Here is a 24,517-nt window from a genome sequence, read left to right as displayed (position 1 = left end):
CTCTCGGCCCCCTGCGCCGACACCCCTCACCCCAGCGGCTCGATCAACTGCGGACCGTTGTTGCGCACGCTGTTGGCGTCGCGGGAGACCTCGTAGTGCGTGAGGGCGTGCGCGACCTCGAGACTGTCGCCGTCGAGCAGGGCGAGGGCCGAGTCGGCATCGAGCGCAGGATCCAGCCACGCGTCGAACGACTCCGGCGTCAGGCAGGCCGGCATCCGGTCGTGCACCTCGCCCGGCGCCACATGCGCGTCGCGCGTGATGATCGCCGTCGACAGCACCCAGCGGTCGGGGTCGTCTTCCGCCTTCGATCGGTCGGGCCATGCGGTCACGATGCCCGCCATCGCGAGTGCCGCTCCGGGCTCGAAGATGTAGTGCGGCTGCTTGCCGGTCTCGGTGACGACCCATTCGTAGTAGCCCTGCGCCGGAATGATGCAGCGACCGCCCGCGAACGCCTTGCGGAACATGCCGCTCGTCGAGACCGTCTCGATCCGCGCGTTGATCGGCTGGGGCCGTTTCTTGAGGTCGGGGTACCACGATGGCACGAATCCCCAGCGCGGAGAGGCGAGCTCGCGCTCGCCGTGCCGCTCGCGAACGGCCGAGACCCGGTCGGTGGGCGCGACGTTGAACGACTCGGGGAGGCCGTGGTCGGCCACCTCGGCGCGGGCGTCCGCCGACGCCAGCGAGTCGAGCAGGCTCGGCAGAAGATCTGACGTGGCTCGGGCAACGACGAAGCGACCGCACATGCCGCCATTCTGCTCCCGAGCACCGACAACCGGGAGGCTCGAGTGGTTGGCTGACCCCATGACAGACCAGCCTCAGGATCCGGCCCTCCCCGCCCCCACAATCGCCGTCACCGGCGCTTCCGGCCACGTCGGCGGTGCCGTCGCCACGATGCTCTCGGAGGCGGGCGTCCGTCAGCGCCTCATCGTCCGCAACGCCGCCAAGGCGCCCCAGCTCGACGGGGCCGAGGTCGCGGTCGCCGCGTATGGTCAGCGCGAGTCGAGCATGGACGCCCTTCGCGGCATCGAGACGCTCTTCATGGTGTCGGGCGCCGAGGCCCCTGATCGGCTGCAGCAGCACGTCGATTTCATCGAGGCCGCGGTCGACTCGGGCGTACTGCACATCGTCTACACGTCGTTCATCGGCGCCGCCGAAGATGCGATCTTCACGCTGGCCCGCGACCACTGGGCTACGGAGCAGCGAATCAAAGACACCGGCAAGCGATTCACGATCCTTCGCGACAGCTTCTATCTCGACTTCGTGCCAGAACTGGTGGGCGAAGACGGGGTGATTCGCGGGCCGGCGGGCGAGGGGCGGATGGCAGCGGTCGCCCGGGCAGACGTGGCGGCGGTGGTGGCGCGGGTTCTGTCGGATCCTGAGGCTCATCGTCAGAAGACGTACGAACTGACCGGACCGAACGCGTTCTCGCTGGCCGAGGCTGCGGAGCTCCTCGCCCACACGTCCGGCAAGCCCGTCACCTTCCACAACGAGACCGTCGAGGAGGCCTACGAGTCGCGCAAGAAGTGGCAGCCGGAGCCCTGGCTCGCCGACGCGTGGGTGTCGACCTACACGTCGATCGCGTCGGGAGAGCTCGAGTCGGTGTCACCCGACGTCGAGGCGATCATCGGGCGTCGGCCGCTGTCGCTCGAGGATCTGCTGGGCTGAGCCCGCGCTGACCCGAGACGGTCGGGGTCAGCGGACGCGGCGGGCCGACAGGACGCCGCTCACTCCGAGAGTCAGCACCGAGAACAGCACGACGATCATGGGGGCCGTCCAGGTGCCGGACGAGTCGTGCACGGCGCCGACCACGATCGGTCCGAGCGCCGCGATGGCGTAGCCGCCGCCCTGTACGAGTGCCGAGAGGCGTCGTGCCTCGCGGTCGCTTGTGACCATCCTCACGATGATGATAAAGATGATCGTAATACCGCCGCCCTGAGCCATGCCGCCCGAGATCGACCACAGGAGCCAGAGCTGCGGGGCGATGAGGAGGCCGAGGGGCATGACGATCCAGAGCGCGCTGACGATCCCCACGATCACGACCGGGCGCACTCGCAAGGCGAGGAACGGCACTCCGAGCGCCCCGACGACGGCGAGGATCTGAAAGACCGACGAACTCGCACCGGCGCCGGAGCGGCTCAGACCCACCTCGTCGTGGAGGAGCGTCGGGATCCAGGCGGTGAGGCCGTAGTAGCTGAACGCCTGACCGGCGAAGGCCAGAGTGAGACCCCAGGTGGAGGCCCGCCGCAGCAGACTCCGTTCGTCGTCGACCGAGACCTGCGGGATGCTCGCGGTGATGACCTCGATCGGCCCGGTCACGACGTCCTTGTCGGTGCGGCTGCCCTCGCCCGTGACGGCGGGGCGGATTCCGACGGCGAGGATCCAGACACCTCCGGCGATCACGGCGAACGTGCCCCAGATGATCAGCGCCAGAGGCCATCCCGTCGCGTCGGCCAGCGGGGCCGTCCCGAGGGAGGTGATCATCGACCCGACGTTGAGGGCCGACGTGTAGATGCCGGTCACGAACCCGACGCGCTCCGGAGAGAAATCGCGGCGGATGACGACGGGCAGCACGACGTTGCCGATCGTGATCGAGACGCCCAAAATCACCGTGCCGACGATGAGAGTCGCCTGCGATCCGCCGGAGCGGATCAGAGTGCCGGCCACGACGCCGAGGAGGCCGATGGTGACGGCTCGTTCTGCGCCGAGTCGCCCGATGACCCCCGCTGCGAGCGGGCTCGCGAGTGCGAAGCACAGCACGGGAATGCTCGTCAGGAGTCCGGCGACGAGCGCGCCGATGCCGAGGTCGGATTTGATCGTGTCGATGACGGGTGCCGTCGCGACGATCGGCCCGCGGAGGTTCAGCGCGATGAGAACAATCGCGAGAGTCAGAAACCAGGCGGCAGGAGACCGCACGGTCGACCGGGCCAGAGTGCGGCGGCTCACCGGCGGGTCTGCGCGGGCAGCCCCAGCAGAAGGGCGAGCTCGTCGGGGTTGGAGGCGACGGCGATCGCGCCCGCTTGCTCCTCGACGCCGCCGTAGCCCCACTCCACGAAGATCGTGGGAACCTCGTGTGCCGCACCACCGTCGATGTCGTGGTGACGGTCGCCGACGAGGACGGGGCGCGACACATCGGCTCCGCGGGCGCTCAGGCGATGCAGGGCCTCCTCGACGACGTCGGCCTTGGCCCCGCGCTTCTCGTCGTCGCTGGCCCCCGTGATCACGTCGAGGTAGCGGCTCAGCCCGAAATGGTCGAGCATCAGCGTGGCCGGGGTTTCCGGTTTCGAGGTGGCCGTCGACACCGGCAGACCCGCCTCGTGGACTCGGCGGAGCAGGTCTTCCATGCCGGGAAAGATGACGCTGTCGAGCGCACCCCGGGCGAGGTACTCGCGTCGATAGAGGGCCATGGCATGGTCGAGGTCGTCACCGACGAGGCCGAGCCGACGGGTGAAGCTCTCGGGCAGCGGCGGGCCGACCCACTCGAGAAGCTGTGCCGGGGCGGGGACGGGGTGCCCGAGTTGCTGGAGCGTGCTCGCCAGGGTCGAGGTGATGCCGGGTGCAGAGTCGGCGATCGTCCCGTCGAGATCGAACAGCACGGCCGAGTAGGGGAACTTGTCGCTCATTGTTTCCAGCCTACGGGCCTGCGTGGCGCGTGCCCTACGGTCCTGCGTCGCGCGTGCCCTACTGGACGGAGTGGAAAGGCCAGCGGCGGGTGGCCTTGGTGTCGTCGTCGAGCATGCGAACGATCAGGCCGGCAACCGTGGTGCCGGCCTCGGCGGTGCGGGCCTCCGTGGTACCGGCCTTCGGGAGGATCGGCGCGAGGGGGCGGGTCGACGCGGGTATCTTCGCGGCCAGCTCGTCGAAAAGGGGGCTGTTGGAACGGGCGGTGCGGTTGCGGGCACGAGCACGAGTGGGCGCGGTCTGCACGGAGGTCATTGGAGAAGCCTTTCGGATTGGGTATATCAAATCCTACGAGCTTGTCTCACAATGTCAATATGTATTTCAGCTGGATCAACTGTTCCGGTCGGCCAAGCCCAGCTGCATTCAGCGGCGCTCAGAACAGCCGCGAGTGCCCGTCGTCGAGCCCGCGCATCGCGTCGTAGTCGAGAACGACACAGCGGATGCCACGGTCTTCCGCCAGTGTCCGCGCCTGCGGTTTGATCTCTTGCGCGGCGAACACCCCCTGAACAGGCTTGAGATGCGGGTCGCGGTTCATCAACTCGAGATAGCGGGTGAGCTGCTCGACACCGTCGATGTCGCCGCGGCGTTTGATCTCGACGGCGACCGCCGCCCCCTTCGCGTCACGAGCGAGGATGTCGACCGGGCCGATCGCGGTCATGTATTCGCGCCGCACCAATGTGTGGCCGTCGCCGAGCACCTCGATCTGCTCGGCCATGAGCTTCTGAAGGTGTGCCTCGACGCCGTCTTTGACGAGGCCCGGGTCGACGCCCAACTCGTGGGCGGAGTCGTGCAGGATCTCGTAGATCGACACGAGCAGGACGTCGTTGGTCTTGCCCTGGACGACCTTCCACACCTCGGCGATGCCGGCCTGGGCCTGCTCGTCGTCGGGCTCGCCCATGGTGATGGTGCAGGGCGGGCTCATCCAGTTCAGCGGCTTGTAGCTGCCCCCGTCGGAGTGGACGAGAAGGCTGCCGTCGCTCTTGACCATGAGGAGCCGGGTGGCGAGAGGGAGATGAGCGGAGAGGCGCCCGGCGTAGTCGACCGAGCAGCGAGCAATGACGAGACGCACCCGGGAAGCCTAGTCGCTGCGGCGGGTGGGCTCCTCACCGGCTATCCCGCCGAATTTGAAGGAGAAAACTGCGTCGGCGGGCCCGGATCCGCATGAGATCGTCGCACCAGGCCGAAATCTCCTTCAAATTCGGAGGGGCAGGTCAGCGGCGGGCGGGCTCCCTAGCGGCACCGGACGCGAGGCCGGCGGCGACGATCAGCACGAGCACCACGAACAGCGCATTCAGGAGCCCGAAGTGCTCGCCCAGGAACCCGATCACGGGAGGCAGCACTAGGAAGGCCACGTAGCCGATCGTCGCGACCGCACTCACGCGGGCGGCGGCATTGCGCGAGTCGTCGGCGGCGGCCGACAGCCCGACCGGGAACCCGAGCGCCGCACCGAACCCCCAGAATACGACACCGACGACGGCGAGCCAGACGGTCGGGGCGAGGATCACGAGCAGCAGCCCGACGACCGCCGACGCTGCTGTCACGCGCAGCATGGGCACGCGGCCGTATTTGTCGATGAGCGGCGATCCGGCGATGCGAGCGACGGTCATGGCGGTGAGGAACACGAAGAGGATCGTCGTGCCCGCCACGTTGCTCACGTCGTGCCCGTCGACCATGGCGAGGGCGAGCCAGTCATTGGCCGAGCCCTCGGCGGTCGCCATGCCGAGCACGATGAGGCCGATCAGGAGGGTGCCGGGCGTGGTCCAGATCGCGAGGCGCGACCGCCAGCCGGTCGATGCGGGGCCGTCGTCTTCGCGCACCGCGTGCCCGAGCTCTTCGGATTGGTACCAGCGCGTGACGATCACCCCGACGCCCGCGACCACCACGGCGATGACCGACACGTGCACCGAGACGGGCAGGTCGATCAGCTCGGCGCCGGCGCCGAGAGCGGCTCCGACCATCGTGCCGAGACTGAAGGAGGCGTGGAAAAGCGGCATCACGGTGCGCCCGAGCACGCGTTCGGCGGCGGCCCCCGACACGTTCATCGCCACGTCGAGCGTGCCGTTGCCGTAGCCGAAGACGGCCATGCCGACCAGGATCGCCCAGAAGCCGCCGCCGAGCGCCGTGCTGAGCCCGGCGAAGACGAGCCCGAAGGCGACCAGCATCAGGGCGTAGAGCGAGGTGCGCCGAGCCCCGAATCGAGCGATGACGTGGCTCGAGAGTGTCACGCCCGCGATCGACCCCACGCTGATGCCCCCGGCGAGAAAGCCCATCTCGAGAGTCGACGCGTGCAGCAGGTCGCGGATGCTGGGGATGCGCCCCAACCAGCTCGCGATCGAGAGGCCGGAGAGGGCGAACACGATGAAGAGGGCATTGCGCCAGCGCACCACGTCGTAGCGGGTGAGTCCACCGTCGTAGGTGCGGGTGTCTAGGGAGGGGGACGCCATTGGTTCGCTCACATATCGAGGTGAAAAGCTGGAGTCGAATCGATTCGAGGATCCGACTCCGTCACGCTAGCAACGTCTCGTCACGCCCCGCAAGTGCCGCGTCGAATCGATTCGACTAAGGTCGGTGCATGACCGAGAGAGCCCGAGCATGACCGAGCCCGTGCGAGCCACTCTGGCAGCCGTAGCCAAGCTGGCCGGCGTCTCGCCGTCCACGGCGTCGCTCGCCTTCAACGGCTCGGGGCCCGTGGCGGAGACAACGCGAGAGCGAGTGCGCCAAGCGGCTCTCGAGCTGGGCTACGACGGGCCGGATCCTCGTGCTCGATCTCTGAGGCGAGGTCGCTCGGGCATCATCGGCGTCGTGCTCGAAGAGGCGCTCCGCGAGGCGTTCCGCGACCCGATGAACCTCGCCATGCTCGACGGCATCGCCGACGTGACCGGAGCCGCGGGCAATTCGCTTCTGCTGCTGACCGAATCGGCCGGGCCCGGGTCGGCGCTGGTCGACGCGCCCATCGACGCGGCCGTGCTGTTCGGGTGCAGTCCGGTCGTCGACGACAAGGTCAGGATCGTGCAGAAACGTGGGATCCCGGTGGTCGCCATCGAAGGACGCCCGCTTCTCGGCGTGGTCGACGTCGGGCTCGACAGTCGCGAGGCGACGCGTGCGCTCGCCGCGCACCTGCACGACCTCGGCCATCGTCGCGTCGCTCTCGTGACGCTCGAGCTCGACCGCGACCGGCACCGCGGGGTCCTGAACCCCGCCCGAATCGACCGGGCGACGTCGTTCACGGCGCTGGAGCGGATCCGGGGGGCGCAAGAGGTCTACCCCTCGATCGGCGGAGTGGCGACCCTCGGCAGCACGATCGACGAAGGACGCCTGGCTGGCCACGCACTGCTCGACCCGGGTGCGGGCGAATCGGCGGAGCGCCCGACCGCGATCATCGCGCAGAGTGACCTGCTCGCGGCCGGGGTGATCCGTTCGGCGCACGAGCTCGGCCTCGACGTGCCCGGCGACCTCAGCGTCGTGGGATTCGACGGCGTGCGTGTCGACGATCCGCTGGTGCCGGAGCTGACGACGATGGTGCAGCCGGGCCTCGAGAAGGGGCGCGCGGCCGGACGGGCGCTCGTCGATCTGCTGGCGGGGCGTGAGGCACGATCGGTGGCGTTCACGAGCGCGTTCCGGCGTGGGGCGACGACGGCTCGGGCTCGCTGATCTGTTCCGCGTGAGCCGGCCGAGCTAGCGTGCCGCGCCCGTCACGATCCACCGGCCCGACGCCCTGCGCAGACCGAGCGTGACCGCCCGGGCCCCGATGTAGCCGAGACCGAACGCGATCCACAGGGCGACCGGCCGACCGTCGACCGGGGCGGTCAGCGCCCACGCCAGCAGCGGCAGGTATACGGCGACGTTGACGAGGCCCGTCCAGGCGAGGTAGCGGGCGTCACCCGCGCCCAGCAGCACGCCGTCGAGCACGAACACGAGCCCCGCGAGAGGAATTCCGATCGCCATCGCGCGCAGCACCCCCGGCAGCAGCGCGCGCACGGCCGGATCGGTCGTGAACACCGACGGCAGGATCCCGGACACCGCCATCAGCACCGCGCCGAGAGCCGCCCCTCCGATCACGCCCCAGAACTCCAGGCGTCGCGTGATGGCCTTCACCCGACCCTCGTCGCCGGCGCCGAGTGCGTGACCGACCATCGCCTGGCCCGCGATCGCGAGTGCGTCGAGGGCGAAGGCCAACGTCGAGAAGAGGGTCAGCGCGACCTGGATCGACGCCAACCCGGTCACGCCGAGAGTGCCGGCGGCCCAGACCGTTGCGAGCATGGCGAAACGCAGGGCCGCGCTGCGGATGAGGAGCCAGCCGCCCGCCGACGCGGTCCGACCCACTCCGCCGAGCCCCGGGCGCAGCGATGCGCCGACCCGACGAGCGGCTCGCACCGCGATCACGACGTAGACCGACGCCATCGCCCACTGAGCGACGACCGTGCCGGTCGCCGAGCCTGCGATGCCCCAGCCGAATCCGTAGATGAACAGGGCGTTGAGGGCCGCATTCGCGGCGAAGCCGGCGGTCGCGACGACGAGCGGCGTGCGGGTGTTCTGCAGGCCGCGCAGGAGGCCGGTCGCCGCGATCACGAGGAGCATCGCGGGGAGGCCGAGCACCGAGATGCGGAGGTACGTCGTCGCCTGCGAGGCCACGTCGGGTGCCGTGCCGAAAGCCGTGACGAGGGATCCTGCGGTCGTCAGCCCGACGAGGAGCAGGATCGCGCCGACGAGGAGGGCGAACCACATGCCGTCGATGCCGGCGCGGATCGCTCCCGCGAGATCGCCGGTGCCGAGGCGTCTGGCGACGGTCGGCGTAGTGGCATAGGCGAGGAACACGAGGAGGCCGAGCGCCGTCTGCAGCACCACGCTCGCGATGCCGAGGCCCGCGAGGGGCGCGGCGCCGAGATGGCCGACGAGGGCGGTGTCGGTGAGGAGGAAGAGCGGTTCGGCGACGAGGGCGCCGAGCGCCGGCACTGCCAGCCGAGCGATGTCGCGGTCGAGTGCACGCGTCACGTGGGTAGCCCGCCCGAATTTGAAGGAGAAACCTCGCCGCGACAACGGAAAATCAGGGATCGGAGGGGGTCGCCGGCCCGGATCTCCTTCAAATTCGGCACGGGGCCCGAGACTGCGGCGCTCACTCGGTCTGGCGAGCCCTGCCGACGGTGCTCATGAGGTGGTAGACGACGACGGCCGCCACCGTGCCGAGGATGATGCCGCCGAAGGTCGCCCCGCCGACCGTAAAGGTGAGGTTCGCGATACCCATGGCCAGCGCGATACCCGCCGTCAGCTGGTTCTTCGGCTTCGAGAAGTCGACGCGGTTCTCGACCCAGATGCGGATTCCGATGATGCCGATCAGGCCGTAGAGAGCGATGGTGACGCCGCCGAGGACGCCGGCCGGAACGGTGTTGATGATTGCTCCGACCTTCGGAGAGAGGCTGAGGAGGATGGCGATGATGCCCGCCACCCAGTAGGCCGCCGTCGAGAAGACGCGCGTGGCGCTCATGACGCCGATGTTCTCGCCGTACGTGGTCGTGGCCGAGCCGCCGCCGACACCCGCGAGCACGGTCGAGATGCCGTCGGCGAAGAGGGCGCGACCGGTGACCCGGTCGAGATCGCGGTTCGTGAGTTGCCCCACGCCCTTGACGTGCCCGACGTTCTCGGCGACAAGCGCCAGGACGACCGGGAGAAACCCGGCGTAGACGGCCAGGTTCGAGGCGTCGAAGGAGGGCGCCGTGAAGTGGGGGAGGCCGAGCCACTTGGCCGAGTCGACCTTGCTGAAGTCGACCACGCCTCCGATCACAGCTGCGACGTAGCCGATCACGAGTCCGATCACGATGGAGAGGCGGCCGAGGATCCCGCGGAACACCACCGCACTCAGCACGACGGCGGCCAGCGTGATGACCGCGACGAGCGGGGAGGCCTGAAAGTTCTTGCCCGCGGTCGGTGCCAGGTTGAAACCGATCAGGGCCACGATCGAGCCGCTCACGACGGGCGGCAGCAACGAGTCGATCCACTTCGTGCCGAGCAGGTGCACGACGACCCCGACGATCGCGAGCAGCGCCCCGACGACGATGATGCCGCTGAGCGCGAGCGGAATGCCGCCGATCTTCGTCGCGGCTCCGATCGGGGCCAGGAACGCGAACGACGACCCGAGATAGCTCGGCAGCTTGTTCTGCGTGATGAGGAGGAAGAGCAGCGTGCCGATGCCCGAGAAGAAGAGGGTCGTCGACGGCGGGAACCCGGTGATCAGCGGAACGAGGAACGTCGCACCGAACATGGCGACGACGTGCTGCCCCCCGAGCCCGATCGTGCGAGGCCAGGTGAGGCGCTCCTCGGGGAGGACGATCTCGGACTGGCCGACGTTCTTACCGTCGCCGTGCAGCTTCCAGGGGAGGGGCATGCAGAGACTGTACTGGCGGCAGAGAGGCCGCTGTCGGACGGCGCGCCTAGGCTTGAGCCATGACAGACGTTGCTGCTGCATCCGGAATCCTGACCGACGACCTCGACCCCGCGGTCCGCCCGCAAGACGACCTGTTCCGCCACGTGAACGGGCGCTGGATCGCCGAGACCGCGATTCCCGAAGACAAGGCGCGCTGGGGCTCGTTCTACCTCCTGGCCGAGGCCGCCGAGAAGGCCGTCCGCGAGATAATCGACGAGTCGCAGGGCGCCGAGCCCGGCACCGAGGCTCGCAAGGTCGGCGACCTGTTCACCAGCTTCCTCGACGAAGACACCATCGAGTCGCTCGGGGCCACGCCCATCCAGCCGTTGCTCGCCACCGTCGACGACGTCACCACCGTCGACGCCCTCCTCGAGACCGTCGGCCGCTTCGAGCTGCAGGGTGTCTCCGGCTTCGTTCAGCTCTTCGTCGACAACGACCCGGGCAACCCCGAGCGCTACATCGTCTTCGTCGAGCAGGGCGGCCTCGGTCTTCCCGACGAGTCGTACTACCGCGAAGAGAAGTTCGCCGACATCCGCACGGCGTACCGCTCGTACATCCAGACCATGTTCGAGCTCTCAGGATCCAGCGCGGCCGCAGAGCGCGCGGCGCGCGTCCTCGAGATCGAGACTTCGATCGCGTCCCACCACTGGGACAACGTGGCGACCCGCGAATCCGAGAAGACCTACAACCTGCTGCCGTGGGCAGACGCCGCGGCGCTCGCCGACGGTATCGACCTCGGCGTCTGGCGTGACGCTGTCGGTGCGCCGGCCGGCACCTTCGACGAGATCGTCGTGCGTCAGCCGTCGTTCGTCGAGGGTCTTGCCTCACTGCTCACCGAAGACAACCTCGAGGCCTGGCGCGACTGGCTGCGATTCCAGATTATCCGGTCATTCGCGGCCTACCTGTCGAGCGGCTTCGTGAAGGCGAACTTCGACTTCTATGGCAAGACCCTCACGGGCACGCCCGTGCAGCGGGTGCGCTGGAAGCGCGGGGTCTCGCTCGTCGAAGGAGCGATGGGTGAGGCCGTCGGCCGCATCTACGTCGACCGCCACTTCAATCGAGACGCGAAGACGACGATGGACGTCCTGGTGGCGAACCTCGTCGAGGCGTACCGGCAGAGCATCACGGGCCTCGACTGGATGACCGACGAGACCCGGGAGAGGGCGCTCGACAAGCTGTCGAAGTTCACTCCGAAGATCGGGTTCCCCGTCAAGTGGCGCGACTACTCGGCGCTCGAGATCGACGCGGGCGACCTCGTCGGAAACATCCGAGCCACCGCCGTGTTCGGCTTCAACCGCGAGCTCGGCAAGATCGGCAAGCCGATCGACCGCGACGAGTGGTTCATGACCCCGCAGACGATCAACGCGTACTACAACCCCGGATTCAACGAGATCGTGTTCCCGGCGGCGATCCTGCAGTTCCCCTTCTTCGACGAGACCCGCGACCCCGCAGCCAACTACGGTGCGATCGGCGCGGTCATCGGCCACGAGATCGGCCACGGCTTCGACGACCAGGGCTCGAAGTACGACGGCGACGGCCGACTCACCGACTGGTGGACGTCGGCCGACCGCGAGGCCTTCGAGAAGCTGACGACGTCTCTCATCGCTCAGTACGACGCACTCGAGCCCGCGCAGACCCCCGGCCACCACGTCAACGGCGCTCTCACCATCGGCGAGAACATCGGCGACCTCGGCGGGCTCTCGATCGCGTGGAAGGCCTACCTCATCTCGCTCGACGGTGAAGAACCGCCGGTGATCGACGGGCTCTCGGGCGCCGAACGCTTCTTCCTCAGTTGGGCGCAGGCCTGGCAGATGAAGATCCGCGACGAGGAGGCGATCCGACTGATGTCGATCGACCCGCACTCGCCCAACGAATTCCGGTGCAACCAGATCGTCCGCAACATCGACGAGTTCTACGAGGCCTTCGGCGTCACCGAAACCGACGCCCTCTGGCTGCCCGCCGACCAGCGAGTCACGATCTGGTAGAAGCAGCATGGCCGGGGAGGGTGATGCGGAGCGGAGTCGCCGCGCTCGCGACGCTGATCCGGGGCGGCACCGCACCGACCGCTCGGGTTCGTCGGCGCACGCTCGGCTGAACGGCGCCGAAGACCGCTCGGCGCCGTTCGAGCGCAGCTTTCGGGCACTCGGATCCTTGGCTTTCGCGAACGCGCGAGTATCGGCGGCGGCAGCCGACCTCGACACGGGTGAGACGCTCCTGGCAATCGACGATACCGTAGCCCTGCCGACGGCGGAAGTCGGGAGGCTGCTGCTGCTCGTGGAGGTCGCGGCCCAGTTCGGCGCGGGCCGTATCGCACCACTCGACCAAGTGGCGCGCGAGGCGGGCCGAGACGCCGGCGGAGGCATCGACGACCCACGCGTTGGTGGGCTGTGGTCGTCGCTGCTGCTGCCGAGCCTCGGGGTGATCGACGCGGCGACACTCGTGGGTGCCGTGCGCGATCCCGTGGCCACCAACGGGCTGATCCGACTCGTCGGCTTTGACGCGATCCGTGCCCGAGGCGAATCGCTCGGCCTGCGTCGAACCGCGCTACTGGACTACACGCGTGCCACCCGCGGCCCCGACGACGCCCCGCAGTCGTCCGTCGGCTCGACCGCCGAACTCCAGCAACTGTTCGGCGATCTGGTGGCCGGTCGCTGCGTCGACCGCGGCGCCAGCAATCGCGTGCTCGGATGGCTCGCGGCAGGCAGCGACCTGTCGCTGGTGGCGTCGGCATTCGGCCTCGACCCGGTCGCACACCGGGCAAGCGACCATGGGCTCCAGCTCGTCAACATCACTGGGGCCGACCGCGGCGTCCGCAGTGAGGCCGGTGCCCTGCGAGGGAGCCACCGAGGCGTCTCGTACGCCGTCACCGTCGAGTTCGACGACGTCGACCTCGAGACGCGTCTCGGGGTGCTCGACGTGTTCCGCACCGTCGGGCTCGACCTGCTGGAGCGTGTCAGTTGAGCCTGTTCGAGCCTGCCGTTACTGGTGCAATGCGCCCACGGTGAAGAGCGACACCGACGTCGACTTGCAACCGGTCACCGCGGCGTACGTCGCGAAGATGGAGGATTTGCTGCCGGGCGGGTAGACGCGGAACCCGTCGCCCTTGGCGGGCTTGCACTGCGACCGCTCGTAGTTATCGGCCTGGACGATCTGCAGCTGGGCCTGGGCGGATGCACCTGCCTTGAGGCTCACGGTGGCGTGCGCCGAGCTGCGGTCGAGCTTCGCGGCCTTGCCGATCTGGGTGCCGTTGCCCGACCCGACCAGAGAGACTCCGGGCCACCCCTGCAGGGTGCAGGTGCTCGAGCCCTTGTTCGTGAGCGAGAGGTTCACGTACGTGCTCCCGGCCGCGCCGCCCGAGCCGCTGACGATCGCTGCGGAGAGGTTCGACGAGGTACAGGTGGTGACGGCCGGAGCCGCGGTGCTGCCCGACCCGGAGGTCGCCGACGGGCTCGACGTCGTCGACGGCGTGATGGAGGGCGTCGTCGTGGCGTCGGGGGTCGCCGGTGCCGCGGTCACGGTATCGGTCACGGTAGGGGTGCTCGCGGGGTCGTCGTTCGACGACGAGCAGCCAGCCAGACCGGCGACCACGATGACTGAGGCGGCCAGCACGGAGAGGGAGGTGGGGATACGCATGGTTCTACCCTGCCACCAACCCGGTGTCAGTCGATCACTCCGAGGAATGACATTCGCCGGAGCGTCTCTACACCCGCGGGAGGGCAGCGATCGGCATCCGCCGTCGTGACCCAGGCGAGTGAACCGATCTCGCTGCTCGGACGGGGCTCCTCGTCGGTCTCGGCGGAGTAGAGCGTCATCTCGACGAGCCGCCCGTCGGGCTCACCGTGCGCCTGTTCGGAGACGGTGAAAAGCGGCTGGACACCGGCGGGGTCGAGCGTGAGCGCGACCTCCTCACGCGCCTCTCGCACCAGCGCGTCGGCCCCGCTCTCGCCCGGTTCGACTTTGCCCCCGGGCAGGTACAGGACGTCGCGGCCTCGCGCCGTCACCATCAGGAGTCGGCGATCACGGACGAGGGCGAGTGCGCTGACGACGATCGGATCCATGCGTCAATCCTCTCGCGGAAGGCGCCTCGATCAATTGCGCCCGGGCCCCTTGACAGCGCAATATAACTGTGAAATATTCAATTCCGCAGTGATCAACCCCCCCTCTTACTTCATAGATCAGGACTCAGCCCATGCCCGCAGGGAACACCACCACGACTCTCCGACCGACCCTGATCGTCGAGCCTTTCGACTACTTCCTCGTCGACATCGCCACCGGCCGTTTTCTGCCGGGCGACGGGGTCCATGCCGAGCAGCTCGCCCACGAGCACGGTCTCAGCGTCGAGGATGCTCACGAGGTGATCGAGACGGCCTGGCGCCTCGGGTTCGTCACGCGTCAGGGGATGGCGACCGGTGGGATCCTGATCTACACGCCAGAGGCGTCGCAGGTGCACCTGCACCGGCTCGCCCGTGCGCTGGTGTCGGCTGTCTCCTGCGGCCCGCGCGGGGCCGGCACCATCGGCCTCATCGACGGCGAGCAGACCCGCTTCGGTGCGGTCGAGCTCTTCGGCCTCACGACTCCCTGCGATGTCGAGCTGTTCCTCGAGCTGTGCCGCGCGCTTCTCGGCACCTGGGCACCTCACCTCCTCGAGGAGCTCGCCGTGCCCGTCGCCGTGCTGTTCTCCGAGTCGGCCCAGGCCGTTCACGGCATCGAGTTCGCCGCCCCGCCGGTTGTCCGACGCGAGCTGGTGTGCTCGATGGTCCGGTCGCTCATCGACGGGCGCCCCGACGACTTCGCCGCTCACGTCGCCGACTACGTTGTGGCGATGGCAGTCGCTTGAACCGTTTCGTTCCGCGGAGGCTCTACCTAGCGGGGGCGGAGGTCGTGGCGTTGTCGCCACTCCGACGCGAGGATCGCGTAGATGCCGGTGTCTGACCAGCGTCCTTTGTAGAAGAGGTCTTCGACGAGGTGGGCTTCCTGTCGCATCCCGAGCTTTCGGCACAGCGCTACCGAGCCGGCATTGAGCGGATCGAGCTCGGCGTGAACCCGGTGGCTGCCGAGGTCGTCGACGCACAGCTCGATCATGCGCGTGGCCGCCTCGAAGGCGTAGCCGCGACCCTGAAATGCAGGGTTCAGGATCCAGCCGACCTCGCTCTGCCGCGAATCGACGCTGGTCAGGCGCACGTTCACCTCGCCCATCACCCGGCCGGGCTCGCTCTTCGTGGTCACCGCGAGAACGAGAGAGTCGCCCTCGTGCTCGAGGTGCGTCATCGTGCTCCGCCGCGCAAGGTGCTCGGCGGCCTCGCTTCGAGAGCGAACGGGCCAGAGCATGTACCGAAGAGCTTCGGGATCGGACTGATACGCGAAGACATCGTCGAGATCAGCCGGCGTCAATGGACGCAAGAGCAGGCGATCGGTCTCGAGAGAAGAGACGGTGACGGGCACGGGTGAGCGGGTTCTGCTCAGCCCGCCGTGGCCTCGCGGCCATCGGCGTGACCCTCTTCGCGGCGGGCGGATGCCGGGCGCAGAGGCGTCGGAGCCGTCGCGGCCCGAGTGTCGGTGAGGCCGAACAGAGCCTCGAGCCCGTCGCGGAAGTCTTCGCCGCGGCCCTCGCGCGCGAGTTCGCGCGCTCGAACCGACGGCGTGTGGAGCAGCACACCGGCCAGGTGTCGGAGAGCCTGCTCCGTGCGCTCGGTCGAATCGCCGCGACCCCTCGCCCGCTCGATCTCGGCGTCGAGGATGTCGAAGACGTGCTTGCGCAGAGCGACGACGGCCGGTGAGAGCGACTGCTCGGCCGCGACCGCCTGGAATTCGGCGGCGGCCGTCGAGACAAGGGCGCGCGCATCGTCGGCGGCGGTCAGCTCTTTCAGTGGGGCATGAATGCTGATGGTCTCGAGGTCGAGCAGCTCAACGCCGACGACCTTCGAGACGAGCGGGTCGACGTTGCGGGGAAGGCCGAGGTCGATCACGAGGCGTCGGGCGCCCGCGGCGACGACGTCGGGAGTCACGAGCGGCTCGGTCGTCGTCGTGCACGTGATCAAAACGTCGCTCCAGGCGATGGCCTCGGCGAGGTCGGTGTGCGGTGCGACGTCGTGCTTCGCGCCGAACCAGCTCGCTCGGCCCGAGGCGGAGTACACGCCGATCTGCTCGGCACCGCGGTCGCGGAGGGCGGCGACGGTCGTCGCGGCGTACTGGCCGGTGCCGACGAGCAGGATCCGGGCCTGGCTCCAGTCGGTCACTCGACTCGACGCCAGCTCGAGGGCGAGGCGCACGAGCGAGCGACTCGCACCGCCCACGTTGGTGAGGTTCTTGATGCCGCGCGACGTGTGCGAGGCCTTCTGGAACAGACGCTCGAGGTCGGACGAGGTGGTGCCGTCGGTGCGGGCACGCTCGAGGGAGCGGCGCACCTGGCCCGAGATCTCGTCTTCGCCGACGACGACCGACTCGAGGCCGGAACTCACGGCGAAGAGGTGCTCGACGACGCCTTCGCCGGTGATCACCGTGATGCTGTCGCGGAGGTCGTCAGGCTCGACGCTCGAGGCCTCGCTCATGGCCTGGATGGTGGCCTCGACCGCCAGGGTGCTCGCCGCGGTCAGGGGCTCGTCGACGTCGAGGTAGGCCTCGAAACGGTTGCACGTCGCGAGCACGACGGCGCCCGAGACGAAATCACTGGAATCGACGAGGGTGGTGGCTGCCGTGGGTGCGCCGACGCTCAACTTCTCGAGGAGGTCGAAGCTGGCGTTCTGATGAGACGCCGTCAGGCAGATGAGCACGACAGATATGGTAACTCTCGCTTCTCGGCTGTGCATTGGCTGGACTCGCCGTCGAGAGAGTCGGTGCCCCGACGGCCGGTAGATTCGGGGGCGTGCTTCTATCGCGACAGGCCACAAAGAACGACATCGATCCGCTGGTGGCGCTCGTCACGTCGGCCTATCGCGGCGACGCGAGTCGTAAGGGCTGGACGACGGAGGCGCACCTTCTCGAGGGGCAGCGAATCGACGCCGACCTGCTCACCGCCGACCTCGACAACCCCCACGGCCTCGTTCTGGTCTGGGTGGATCAGGACGAGACGGGAGAGGGGGCCGCTGACGCGATCGTCGCCTGCTGCAACCTCGTGCGGAAGCCCGACGGCGTCGCCTACTTCGGCATGTTCGCGGTCTCGCCCGGGCGGCAGGGTGCGGGGCTCGGTAAGGAGATCCTGGCCGAGGCCGAGCGGGTGGCCCGCGAGGAGTGGGCGGCGTCGGCCCTCGAGATCACGGTGCTGGAGCCGCGGAGCGAGCTCCTGGCGTTCTACGACCGCCGCGGCTTCACGGCCACGGGATCTTTCGTGCCGTTCCCCTACGGCGACCCGCGGTTCGGCAAACCCCTTCGCGACGACCTGCGCATGGTCGTGATGCGCAAGGCCCTTTAGCGGTCATTCGGCGTTCGCGCCCGGGCAAGGGCGGGTCGCGCCAATCCGAACCCGAAGGCGAGAGCCAGCACGTTCATGACGAGCACGTAGACGGCCGCCGGAACCGCCGCCTCGGGCAGGCCGAGGGCACTGGTGGCGACGAAGATCGCGACTCCGGCATTGTGGATCCCGATCTCGAACGCCGCGGTGATCGCTCGTCGCACGTCGATGCCGGCCAGTCGGGGCGCGAGGTATCCGATGGTGAAACTCCCCGCCCCGAGAAGGGCGGCCGCGGCGACCAGCCCGCCCAGGTTCGCCACGACCGTCGGCCAGGCGGGGACGACCGCCGTGATCACCAGGAGCGCGAGGACGACCATCGAGGCGATCCGAACAGGGCGTTCGGCTCGCGCGGCCGTCGCGGGTCGGAAGTGGCGTAAGAGCATGCCGAGCGCGACCGGAAGCAGCACGGTGGCGGCCATCTCGATGACCTTGCCCGGTTGGAGGCCGACTCCCTCGCCGTTCGGCAGGTGGAGGGAGGTCGCCAGGTGGACGAGCACGGGAATCGTGAGCAGTGAGATGACGCTGTTGATCGCCGTGAGGCTGATGTTCACCGCTACTTCTCCGCCGAAGAGGTGACTGAAGAGGTTCGCTGTCGCGCCGCCGGGAGAGGCGGCCAGGATCACCAGCCCGACCGCGAAGAGGGGCGGCAGCTGCAGGGCCGCGACCAGGCCGAAGCAGAAGGCGGGCAGCACGACGAGCTGGCAGGCGAGCGCGACGATCAGCAGCCCCGGGCGACGCAGGGCACGCGCGAAGTCGGACGGCGTCAGCGTCACCCCGAGCCCGAACATGATGATAGCCAGGGCGACAGGAACGAGCATCAGTCTGAGCTCCGCCCGAGTCGAGGGGGCCGGGAGAGGGTCGGCGGATGGTCGCCGTGGCGATGCAGGATCCGCCAGCCCTCGCTCGTCTTTCTGTAGATGTGCGTGACCCGGATGGTCACCTCCGTCGCCGGAGCACCGTCGACCGAGACGACTCCGCGTTCACTACCCACGGTCCACGCCGTGTCTCCCGTCTCGACGATGACGTCATAACGGGGAACGAGCGGCCCGCCGGAGAAGCGCGAGGCGACCCAGTCGAGCGTTGCATCGATGTCGGCCCGGCCGCGTTCCATCGTTCCCCAGGCGCCGAACAGCGTCGAGTCGGTCGTATCGGCCCAGCAGGCCTTGTACGCATGGGCGTCGCCCCTTCCCATGTCGGCGAGGCCCTCTTCGACCTGCCGAAGGGCCCGGCTGAATTCGTCGTCCACTTCCCACTCCCTTGCGCGATATGAAGAAGAATACACTCTACATACGATTGACAAGGCGTGGCCGGGTTTCCAGGGCGAAGTGCGACAATTCAGCACGTGAACACGACCGCCAGCCCGACGCTCCCCGACTCGCACCCGCTCGCCTCCGGCTTGACCGCCGGATCGCCTCTGGTGCGCGCCCTCCGCGGCGATCGACCCGACACTCTGCCGGTGTGGTTCATGCGACAGGCGGGGCGGTCTCTGCCCGAGTATCGCGAGCTGCGCGTCGGCACGAAGATGCTCGACGCCTGCCTGGATCCTGCGCTGTCCAGCGAGATCACCCTGCAGCCGGTACGACGGCACAAAGTCGACGCGGGCATCTTCTTCAGCGACATCGTGGTGCCGATCAAGCTGGCGGGGGTGGGCGTCGAGATCGTTCCCGGACGCGGTCCCGTGCTCGACGAGCCGATCCGGAGCGCGAGCGATGTCGCCAAGCTGCGCCCGCTGGATCCTGACGCTCTTGCTCCGATCGCCGAGGGTGTCGCCCGCACGGTGGCCGAGCTGGCCGAAACCCCCCTGATCGGTTTCGCCGGTGCCCCGTTCACGCTGGCGGCCTATCTCGTCGAGGGCGGCCCGTCGAAAGACCACATCCGTGCCCGCACGCTCATGCACTCCGACCCCGAGACCTGGGACGCCCTGCTGACCTGGGCGGCCGACGTAACGGGTGCGTTCCTGCGGGCGCAGATCCTCGCGGGGGCGAGCGCCGGCCAGCTGTTCGACTCGTGGGTCGGATCGCTGTCGCTTCGCGACTACGTCGATCGCGTCGCCCCCTATTCGGCTCGGGCGATGTCGCACATCGACGGGCTCGAGGTGCCGCGCATCCACTTCGGTGTCGGCTCGGGCGAGGTGCTGGCGGCCATGCGCGATGTCGGCACCGACGCGGTGGGGGTCGACTGGAGGATCCCCCTCGACGAGGCATCCCGACGTCTCGGAGGCGACACGGTCGTGCAGGGCAACATCGATCCGGCGCTGCTGCAGGCGCCGTGGCCGGTGCTCGAGGCGCACGTCCGTGACATCGTCCAGCGCGGAAAATCGGCTCCGGCTCACGTGCTCAACCTCGGCCACGGTGTGAACCCCGACACCGACCCGAGCGTGCTCACCCGCATCGTCGAGCTGGCCCACACGCTGTGACCGCCGGCTCCCCCTTCAGGCCCGACGTCGGCGAACACGCGACGGCGGTCGTCGTTGGCGGCGGAGTCGCCGGGCTCGTCATCGCACGCGACCTCGGCAAGGCCGGTCGGCGCGTCACGCTGCTCGAAGCCTCCGCGCGCCTCGGCGGCGAGGTGCAGCGGCACTCGGTGGCGGGCATCGACCTCGACTCGGGCGCCGAGAGCTTCGCCACGAAGACCGACGCAATCCAGACCCTCGCCACGCAGCTCGGGCTGGGCAACGAGATCGTGAACCCCGACCTGCGCGGAGCCTGGGTCATCCAGCCCGACGGCACGGCGTTCGAGCTGCCGAAGACCGGGCTGCTCGGCATTCCGGGCACGCCGATGGCCAAAGACGTGATCGACGTGATCGGCACCGGCGCCGCCCTGCGCGCTGAGATGGACTCCCTTCTGCCCGGCCCGGTGGGGGCGAAAGAGCAGAAGCTCGGCCCGCTCGTGCGGCGCCGCATGGGTCGCGCGGTGCTCGACAAGCTGGTCACGCCCGTGGTTCAGGGCGTCCACTCGGCGCACCCCGACGACCTCGACGTCGACCGGGTCGCACCGGGGCTCCGCCAGGCGCTCCTCCACGAGAACTCCCTGGCCCGCGCGGTCCGGGCCCTCCGCGACGCGTCACCCGCGGGCTCGGCCGTCGGCGGGATCCGCGGCGGCATCGTGCGACTGGTCGACGAGCTCGCCGCCGACCTCGAGATGTACGGTGTCGAGGTCCGGCTCGGCGCTCGCGTCACGGCCTACGAAGCCCACTCGGTGACTCTCGACACCGGTGAACAGCTTGCTGCCGACACGGTCGTCGTCGCACTCGGCGGCCGCGACGCAGCGCGTCTCGACGGCGCCCTCGACGACGGCACCAGCCAAGGATCCACCGGCTCGGCCAGCGAGACCGGCCTCATCACGCTCGCGACCCTCGTCGTGAGAGACCCCGCGCTCGATGCGGCTCCGCGTGGCACGGGCGTGCTGGTGGCACCGGGGGCGCCCGGAATCCGCGCCAAAGCCCTCACCCACGCCACCGTCAAGTGGGACTGGGTGGCCGAGCGGGCGGAGGGGCGCCACGTGCTCCGGCTCAGCTACAGCGCGCCGGCGGTGGGGAGAGCGACGGCGGACGACGAACTGCGGTCGCTCGCGATCGACGATGCGTCGCGGATCCTCGGCCTGTCGGTCGACCCGGCGTCTGTCGAGGGGTTCGCGCGAGTGGAATGGGACGGCCCCTACCGCGGGGCCGGATCGGCGGGGCGCGAGGTTCCCGGTGTGGTGCGCGTCGGCGGTGCCGTCGCCGGTCGCGGTCTCGCGGGCGTTGTCGCCGACGCACGACTCAAGGTCGCCGAGATCCTGTCGCCAGAGGTGTAGCGGAGGGCTTCCGGCCCTGTTGCGAACTCGTGCGGCGAACGGCCCCCGGGTCGGACTAGCCTAGAAGCACTGCGCCGGTGTTCTCCGTGCAGTCCTGACTTTTGGAGGCTTCATGCGAGGCAAGCTGATTTTCGTCGCGGGAGCGGCCGCCGGGTACGTTCTGGGTTCGAGGGCGGGCCACCAGCGCTACGAGCAGATCGCCAGCGGCGCCTCGAAGTTCTGGAACAGCCGTGGCGTGCAGAAGCAGGTCGTCAAGGTCGAAGACGCGGCCGGTCAGATCCTGCCCCGCGTCGTCACCGGTCTGTTCCACCTCGTCGTGTGGGGCGTCAAGAAGATCCTGGGCATCCAGTCGAAGCCCAAGACGACCAGTACCGCCGCACGCCGCTGACGCCGGTCCGCCCCGGCGGAACCAATTTTCTGAAGTACCGCACCATGACGCACCGCACTTCCTGAGAGGGAGCACATGACCGAGTCGACACGCGCCGACACCATCAAGCACGCCAAGAAGAACCGCTCCCTGCTCGGCCTGCTCTCCGACATCCCGACGCTGGTCACCGACCTGGTCAAGGGAGAGATCGCGCTCCTGAAGAGGGAGCTGATCGACAAGGCGAAGGTGTTCGGTATCGGAGCCGGTCTCGCTGTGGGCGCGCTGCTGTTCCTGTTCCTGATGCTCCTCTGCCTCATCGGCGCGGGCATCGCGGCGCTGTCGCTGGTGATGCCGCTCTGGCTGGCGGCGCTGCTGGTCGCCGCGCTGTTCCTGGTGATCGCCGGGATCCTCGGCTTCTTGGCGTACAAGCAGATCAAGAAGGGCCTGCCGCCGCTGCCCAAGCAGACGATCGACAGCGTCAAGAGCGACATCAAGGCAGTGAAGGGCGTCGGTCGAATTCCGCGCTCCGACGTGGGAGGACGATCCTGATGAGCAGCACCGAAGAGATCCGGGCCAGCATCGACCGCACCCGTGCCGACCTCGCGGCGACACTGAACGAGCTCGAAGAGAAGCTCAACATCCCCAAGCAGCTGGGCATCAAGGCACACGAGGCGAAAATCTCGTTCGGCAAAGACCCGAAGCCGTGGCTCGCCGGTGCGGCTACCGTCGCAGCGGTCGTGGGCGGTATTGCGCTCATCGCGCTGAAGCGTCGCTAACCTCTTCTCCGGGCCGGTTTCGCGGTCACTCGACGGCGAGCGTCGCGGTTCGCGGCTCCCAGCCGAACGGAGGAAGATAAACGCATGAATTCCAGCGCCGACGCGCCAGCGAGCACGCAGCACTCCACCCCACCCGCACCCGCCGAAGCCCCCGCCGAGCGTCTCGGCTATACGCTGTGGGCGGTTCTCCAGCGTGATCCCGCCCGGCCTCTCGTGCCCGGCGTCGACGACGCCGCCGAGCTCGACGAGGCCGTCTCGCGTCTCGCCGCGAAGGGCGTCGTCGTTCGAGGGTTCTACGACGTCAGCGCGGTCAAGGCCGATAGCGACCTCATGATCTGGTTGCACGGCGAGGTGCCCGAAGACATCCAGGCCGGTTACCGCGAGCTGGTGCGCACGAACCTCCTGAAGAATTTGCTGCCGACGTGGAACGCCCTCGGAATGCACCGCGAGGCCGAGTTCGCGAAAGACCACAGTCCCGCCTTCATGCGCGGCAAAGAGCCCGAGACCTGGCTCACTGTCTACCCCTTCGTCCGCAGCTACGAGTGGTACCTGCTGCCCGATGCGGAGCGCAACCAGATGCTCCGCGACCATGGCATGAAGGGCGGCGCCCACCGCGCTGTCCTGACCAACACCGTCGCCAGCTTCAGCCTGGGCGACTACGAGTGGATCCTCGCGCTCGAGGCCCCCGAGCTGGTTCAGCTCGTCGACCTCATGCGCGATCTCCGCTACACCGAGGCGCGCATGCACGTGCGCGAAGAGGTTCCCTTCTATACGGGGCGTCGAATCCCCACCACCGCTATCGCAGAGGTCCTGAGTTGAGCAACATAACGAACAACGAGATCGGGACGCCCGGCGGGTTGGTCCCGTCGGCCACGAAGGCTGCCGAGAGCGGCCCCGAGTGGGTCACCGAGGGCACCGACTACGACGCCATCCTCCTGGCCGGCTTCGGCGGACCGGAGGGGCAGGACGACGTCATCCCCTTTCTCCGCAACGTCACCCGAGGTCGCGGAATCCCGGAGGAGCGCCTCGAGGAGGTCGCCCACCACTACCGGCACTTCGGCGGGGTCAGCCCGATCAACGAGCACAACCGTGAGTTGAAGGCGGCCCTCGAGGCCGAGCTCGCCCGTCGCGAGATCGACCTTCCCGTGATCTGGGGAAACCGCAACTGGGATCCCTACATGGCCGACGCGGTTCGTGAGGCGGCGGATCGCGGCTTCACGAAGCTGATCGCTGTGGCAACCAGCGCGTACAGCTCGTATTCGTCGTGCCGGCAGTACCGCGAAGACTTCGCGATGGCGCTCGACGACACCGACCTGCGCGACCGCGTGCAGATCGACAAGGTCCGTCAGTTCTTCGACCACCCCGGGTTCGTGCAGCCCTTCATCGACGGCGTCCGCGATGCCCTGGTAAAGGCGCAGACCGAGATCGAGGGGATCGACCTCGGCACCGAGATCCAGGTGCTGTTCTCAACCCACTCGATTCCCTCCACCGACGCTGCGAGATCCGGCCCCGAGGCGCGCGGATTCGACGGCGACGGCGCGTACGCCGCTCAGCACCGGGCCGTCGCCGAAGTGGTCATGGCAGCAGCCGAGGCCGCTCTCGAGCTTCCGTCAGACACGACTGTCCCGTGGCAGCTCGTCTTCCAGTCGCGCTCCGGCCCGCCCTCCATGCCGTGGCTCGAGCCCGACATCAACGACGCGATCCACGCCCTGAACGGCGGCCCGACGAAGGCCGTCGTCATCGTGCCCCTCGGGTTCGTGAGTGACCACATGGAGGTCATGTGGGATCTCGACAACGAGGCGCTCGAGTCGTGCGAAGAAGAGGGCTTCTGGGCCGTTCGAACGCCGACCCCCGGCATCGACCCGAACTACGTCACCGGTCTCGTCGACCTCGTCCTCGAGCGTCGTGACGGTGTGCCCGCCGCCGACCGCCCGCACCTCACCGACCTCGGCCCCTGGTACGACGTCTGCCGTCCCGGCTGCTGCGAGAACGTCCGCCTCGGTTTCAAGCCGGCCGTCTCCGGCCTGGTTCCGTAG

At 68.7% G+C, this 24,517-nt stretch carries 27 protein-coding genes; 13 read left to right on the top strand and 14 right to left on the bottom strand.

The window, feature by feature from the left end:
• Positions 1-26: 26 nt before the first annotated feature.
• On the bottom strand, positions 27-803 hold the full coding sequence (locus ITJ49_RS03015; protein WP_228513901.1) for an SOS response-associated peptidase: 777 nt from the start codon (positions 801-803) through the stop codon (positions 27-29).
• Between ITJ49_RS03015 and ITJ49_RS03010 the strand changes: the two genes are divergently transcribed.
• On the top strand, positions 802-1,665 hold the full coding sequence (locus ITJ49_RS03010; RefSeq protein WP_194601152.1) for an SDR family oxidoreductase: 864 nt from the start codon (positions 802-804) through the stop codon (positions 1,663-1,665). The two genes, ITJ49_RS03015 and ITJ49_RS03010, sit on opposite strands and share 2 nt — an antisense overlap.
• Before the next feature lie 27 nt (positions 1,666-1,692).
• On the opposite strand, the gene ITJ49_RS03005 is transcribed toward ITJ49_RS03010, so the two are convergent.
• From ITJ49_RS03005 to ITJ49_RS02985, 5 genes are all read right to left on the bottom strand, one after another.
• Positions 1,693-2,943, bottom strand: coding sequence for a CynX/NimT family MFS transporter (locus ITJ49_RS03005; protein WP_370544344.1), 1,251 nt, complete (start codon positions 2,941-2,943; stop codon positions 1,693-1,695).
• The gene (locus ITJ49_RS03000) at positions 2,940-3,620 is read right to left on the bottom strand and encodes an HAD hydrolase-like protein (protein ID WP_194601147.1); all 681 of its coding nucleotides are present in this window, start codon (positions 3,618-3,620) and stop codon (positions 2,940-2,942) included. The genes ITJ49_RS03005 and ITJ49_RS03000 overlap by 4 nt, the downstream gene beginning before the upstream one ends.
• A 58-nt stretch (positions 3,621-3,678) precedes the next feature.
• A complete protein-coding gene (locus ITJ49_RS02995) occupies positions 3,679-3,933 on the bottom strand; it encodes a hypothetical protein (RefSeq protein WP_194601143.1) in 255 nt (84 codons plus the stop codon).
• A 118-nt stretch (positions 3,934-4,051) separates the two neighbouring features.
• The gene (gene nucS / locus ITJ49_RS02990; RefSeq protein WP_194601139.1) at positions 4,052-4,747 is read right to left on the bottom strand and encodes an endonuclease NucS; all 696 of its coding nucleotides are present in this window, start codon (positions 4,745-4,747) and stop codon (positions 4,052-4,054) included.
• 142 nt (positions 4,748-4,889) lie between these two features.
• Positions 4,890-6,134, bottom strand: a complete 1,245-nt coding sequence (locus ITJ49_RS02985) for an MFS transporter (RefSeq protein ID WP_370544343.1) — start codon at positions 6,132-6,134, stop codon at positions 4,890-4,892.
• Positions 6,135-6,270: 136 nt separating this feature from the next.
• On the opposite strand from ITJ49_RS02985, the gene ITJ49_RS02980 reads away from it, so the two are divergent.
• On the top strand, positions 6,271-7,329 hold the full coding sequence (locus ITJ49_RS02980) for a LacI family DNA-binding transcriptional regulator (RefSeq protein WP_194601136.1): 1,059 nt from the start codon (positions 6,271-6,273) through the stop codon (positions 7,327-7,329).
• Positions 7,330-7,353: 24 nt separating this feature from the next.
• Here ITJ49_RS02980 and ITJ49_RS02975 read toward each other — a convergent pair whose 3' ends face one another.
• A complete protein-coding gene (locus ITJ49_RS02975) occupies positions 7,354-8,670 on the bottom strand; it encodes an MATE family efflux transporter (RefSeq protein WP_370544342.1) in 1,317 nt (438 codons plus the stop codon).
• Between the two features lie 121 nt (positions 8,671-8,791).
• On the bottom strand, positions 8,792-10,057 hold the full coding sequence (locus ITJ49_RS02970; RefSeq protein WP_194601133.1) for a uracil-xanthine permease family protein: 1,266 nt from the start codon (positions 10,055-10,057) through the stop codon (positions 8,792-8,794).
• Between the two features lie 59 nt (positions 10,058-10,116).
• Between ITJ49_RS02970 and ITJ49_RS02965 the strand changes: the two genes are divergently transcribed.
• Both ITJ49_RS02965 and ITJ49_RS02960 read left to right on the top strand, forming a co-directional pair.
• Positions 10,117-12,081, top strand: a complete 1,965-nt coding sequence (locus ITJ49_RS02965) for a M13 family metallopeptidase (RefSeq protein ID WP_055964366.1) — start codon at positions 10,117-10,119, stop codon at positions 12,079-12,081.
• Positions 12,082-12,088: 7 nt separating this feature from the next.
• Positions 12,089-13,057, top strand: a complete 969-nt coding sequence (locus ITJ49_RS02960; protein WP_194601130.1) for a serine hydrolase — start codon at positions 12,089-12,091, stop codon at positions 13,055-13,057.
• 18 nt (positions 13,058-13,075) lie between these two features.
• Here ITJ49_RS02960 and ITJ49_RS02955 read toward each other — a convergent pair whose 3' ends face one another.
• Positions 13,076-13,729 (bottom strand): DUF4232 domain-containing protein, encoded by a 654-nt coding sequence (locus tag ITJ49_RS02955; RefSeq protein ID WP_194601128.1) that lies wholly within the window; start codon positions 13,727-13,729, stop codon positions 13,076-13,078.
• Between the two features lie 26 nt (positions 13,730-13,755).
• Positions 13,756-14,154 (bottom strand): NUDIX domain-containing protein, encoded by a 399-nt coding sequence (locus ITJ49_RS02950; RefSeq protein WP_055964371.1) that lies wholly within the window; start codon positions 14,152-14,154, stop codon positions 13,756-13,758.
• 131 nt (positions 14,155-14,285) lie between these two features.
• On the opposite strand from ITJ49_RS02950, the gene ITJ49_RS02945 reads away from it, so the two are divergent.
• Positions 14,286-14,933: a hypothetical protein gene (locus ITJ49_RS02945; RefSeq protein ID WP_055964374.1), complete on the top strand. Its 648-nt coding sequence runs from the start codon at positions 14,286-14,288 to the stop codon at positions 14,931-14,933.
• A 26-nt stretch (positions 14,934-14,959) separates the two neighbouring features.
• Here ITJ49_RS02945 and ITJ49_RS02940 read toward each other — a convergent pair whose 3' ends face one another.
• Together ITJ49_RS02940 and ITJ49_RS02935 are read right to left on the bottom strand one after the other, a co-directional pair.
• On the bottom strand, positions 14,960-15,538 hold the full coding sequence (locus ITJ49_RS02940) for a GNAT family N-acetyltransferase (protein WP_194601125.1): 579 nt from the start codon (positions 15,536-15,538) through the stop codon (positions 14,960-14,962).
• A 17-nt stretch (positions 15,539-15,555) separates the two neighbouring features.
• A complete protein-coding gene (locus tag ITJ49_RS02935; protein ID WP_194601121.1) occupies positions 15,556-16,866 on the bottom strand; it encodes a glutamyl-tRNA reductase in 1,311 nt (436 codons plus the stop codon).
• Positions 16,867-16,958: 92 nt separating this feature from the next.
• Here ITJ49_RS02935 and ITJ49_RS02930 point away from each other — a divergent pair, with 92 nt between their 5' ends.
• On the top strand, positions 16,959-17,504 hold the full coding sequence (locus ITJ49_RS02930; RefSeq protein ID WP_194601118.1) for a GNAT family N-acetyltransferase: 546 nt from the start codon (positions 16,959-16,961) through the stop codon (positions 17,502-17,504).
• On the opposite strand, the gene ITJ49_RS02925 is transcribed toward ITJ49_RS02930, so the two are convergent.
• Together ITJ49_RS02925 and ITJ49_RS02920 are read right to left on the bottom strand one after the other, a co-directional pair.
• Positions 17,501-18,361, bottom strand: a complete 861-nt coding sequence (locus tag ITJ49_RS02925; protein WP_194601115.1) for a bile acid:sodium symporter family protein — start codon at positions 18,359-18,361, stop codon at positions 17,501-17,503. The two genes, ITJ49_RS02930 and ITJ49_RS02925, sit on opposite strands and share 4 nt — an antisense overlap.
• Positions 18,361-18,789 (bottom strand): nuclear transport factor 2 family protein, encoded by a 429-nt coding sequence (locus ITJ49_RS02920; RefSeq protein ID WP_194601112.1) that lies wholly within the window; start codon positions 18,787-18,789, stop codon positions 18,361-18,363. The genes ITJ49_RS02925 and ITJ49_RS02920 overlap by 1 nt, the downstream gene beginning before the upstream one ends.
• Before the next feature lie 96 nt (positions 18,790-18,885).
• Between ITJ49_RS02920 and hemE the strand changes: the two genes are divergently transcribed.
• From hemE to ITJ49_RS02885, 7 genes are all read left to right on the top strand, one after another.
• Entirely contained in the window at positions 18,886-19,959 is a 1,074-nt protein-coding gene (gene hemE / locus ITJ49_RS02915; RefSeq protein WP_194601109.1) for a uroporphyrinogen decarboxylase, read from the top strand.
• On the top strand, positions 19,956-21,338 hold the full coding sequence (locus ITJ49_RS02910) for an FAD-dependent oxidoreductase (protein WP_194601106.1): 1,383 nt from the start codon (positions 19,956-19,958) through the stop codon (positions 21,336-21,338). The genes hemE and ITJ49_RS02910 overlap by 4 nt, the downstream gene beginning before the upstream one ends.
• 112 nt (positions 21,339-21,450) lie before the next feature.
• Positions 21,451-21,726: a hypothetical protein gene (locus tag ITJ49_RS02905; RefSeq protein ID WP_123940001.1), complete on the top strand. Its 276-nt coding sequence runs from the start codon at positions 21,451-21,453 to the stop codon at positions 21,724-21,726.
• 75 nt (positions 21,727-21,801) lie between these two features.
• Positions 21,802-22,254: a phage holin family protein gene (locus ITJ49_RS02900; RefSeq protein WP_194601103.1), complete on the top strand. Its 453-nt coding sequence runs from the start codon at positions 21,802-21,804 to the stop codon at positions 22,252-22,254.
• Positions 22,254-22,481 carry a DUF3618 domain-containing protein gene (locus ITJ49_RS02895; RefSeq protein WP_194601100.1) on the top strand — a complete coding sequence of 76 codons (228 nt, stop codon included), beginning with the start codon at positions 22,254-22,256 and terminating at the stop codon, positions 22,479-22,481. The genes ITJ49_RS02900 and ITJ49_RS02895 overlap by 1 nt, the downstream gene beginning before the upstream one ends.
• An 84-nt stretch (positions 22,482-22,565) precedes the next feature.
• The gene (gene hemQ, locus ITJ49_RS02890) at positions 22,566-23,300 is read left to right on the top strand and encodes a hydrogen peroxide-dependent heme synthase (RefSeq protein WP_194601097.1); all 735 of its coding nucleotides are present in this window, start codon (positions 22,566-22,568) and stop codon (positions 23,298-23,300) included.
• A gap of 5 nt (positions 23,301-23,305) precedes the next feature.
• Positions 23,306-24,517, top strand: a complete 1,212-nt coding sequence (locus tag ITJ49_RS02885; protein WP_194601426.1) for a ferrochelatase — start codon at positions 23,306-23,308, stop codon at positions 24,515-24,517.

This window comes from Frondihabitans sp. VKM Ac-2883 (genome assembly GCF_015350875.1).
GTDB lineage: Bacteria > Actinomycetota > Actinomycetes > Actinomycetales > Microbacteriaceae > Frondihabitans.
This window is presented reverse-complemented; position numbering and strand designations above follow the sequence as displayed.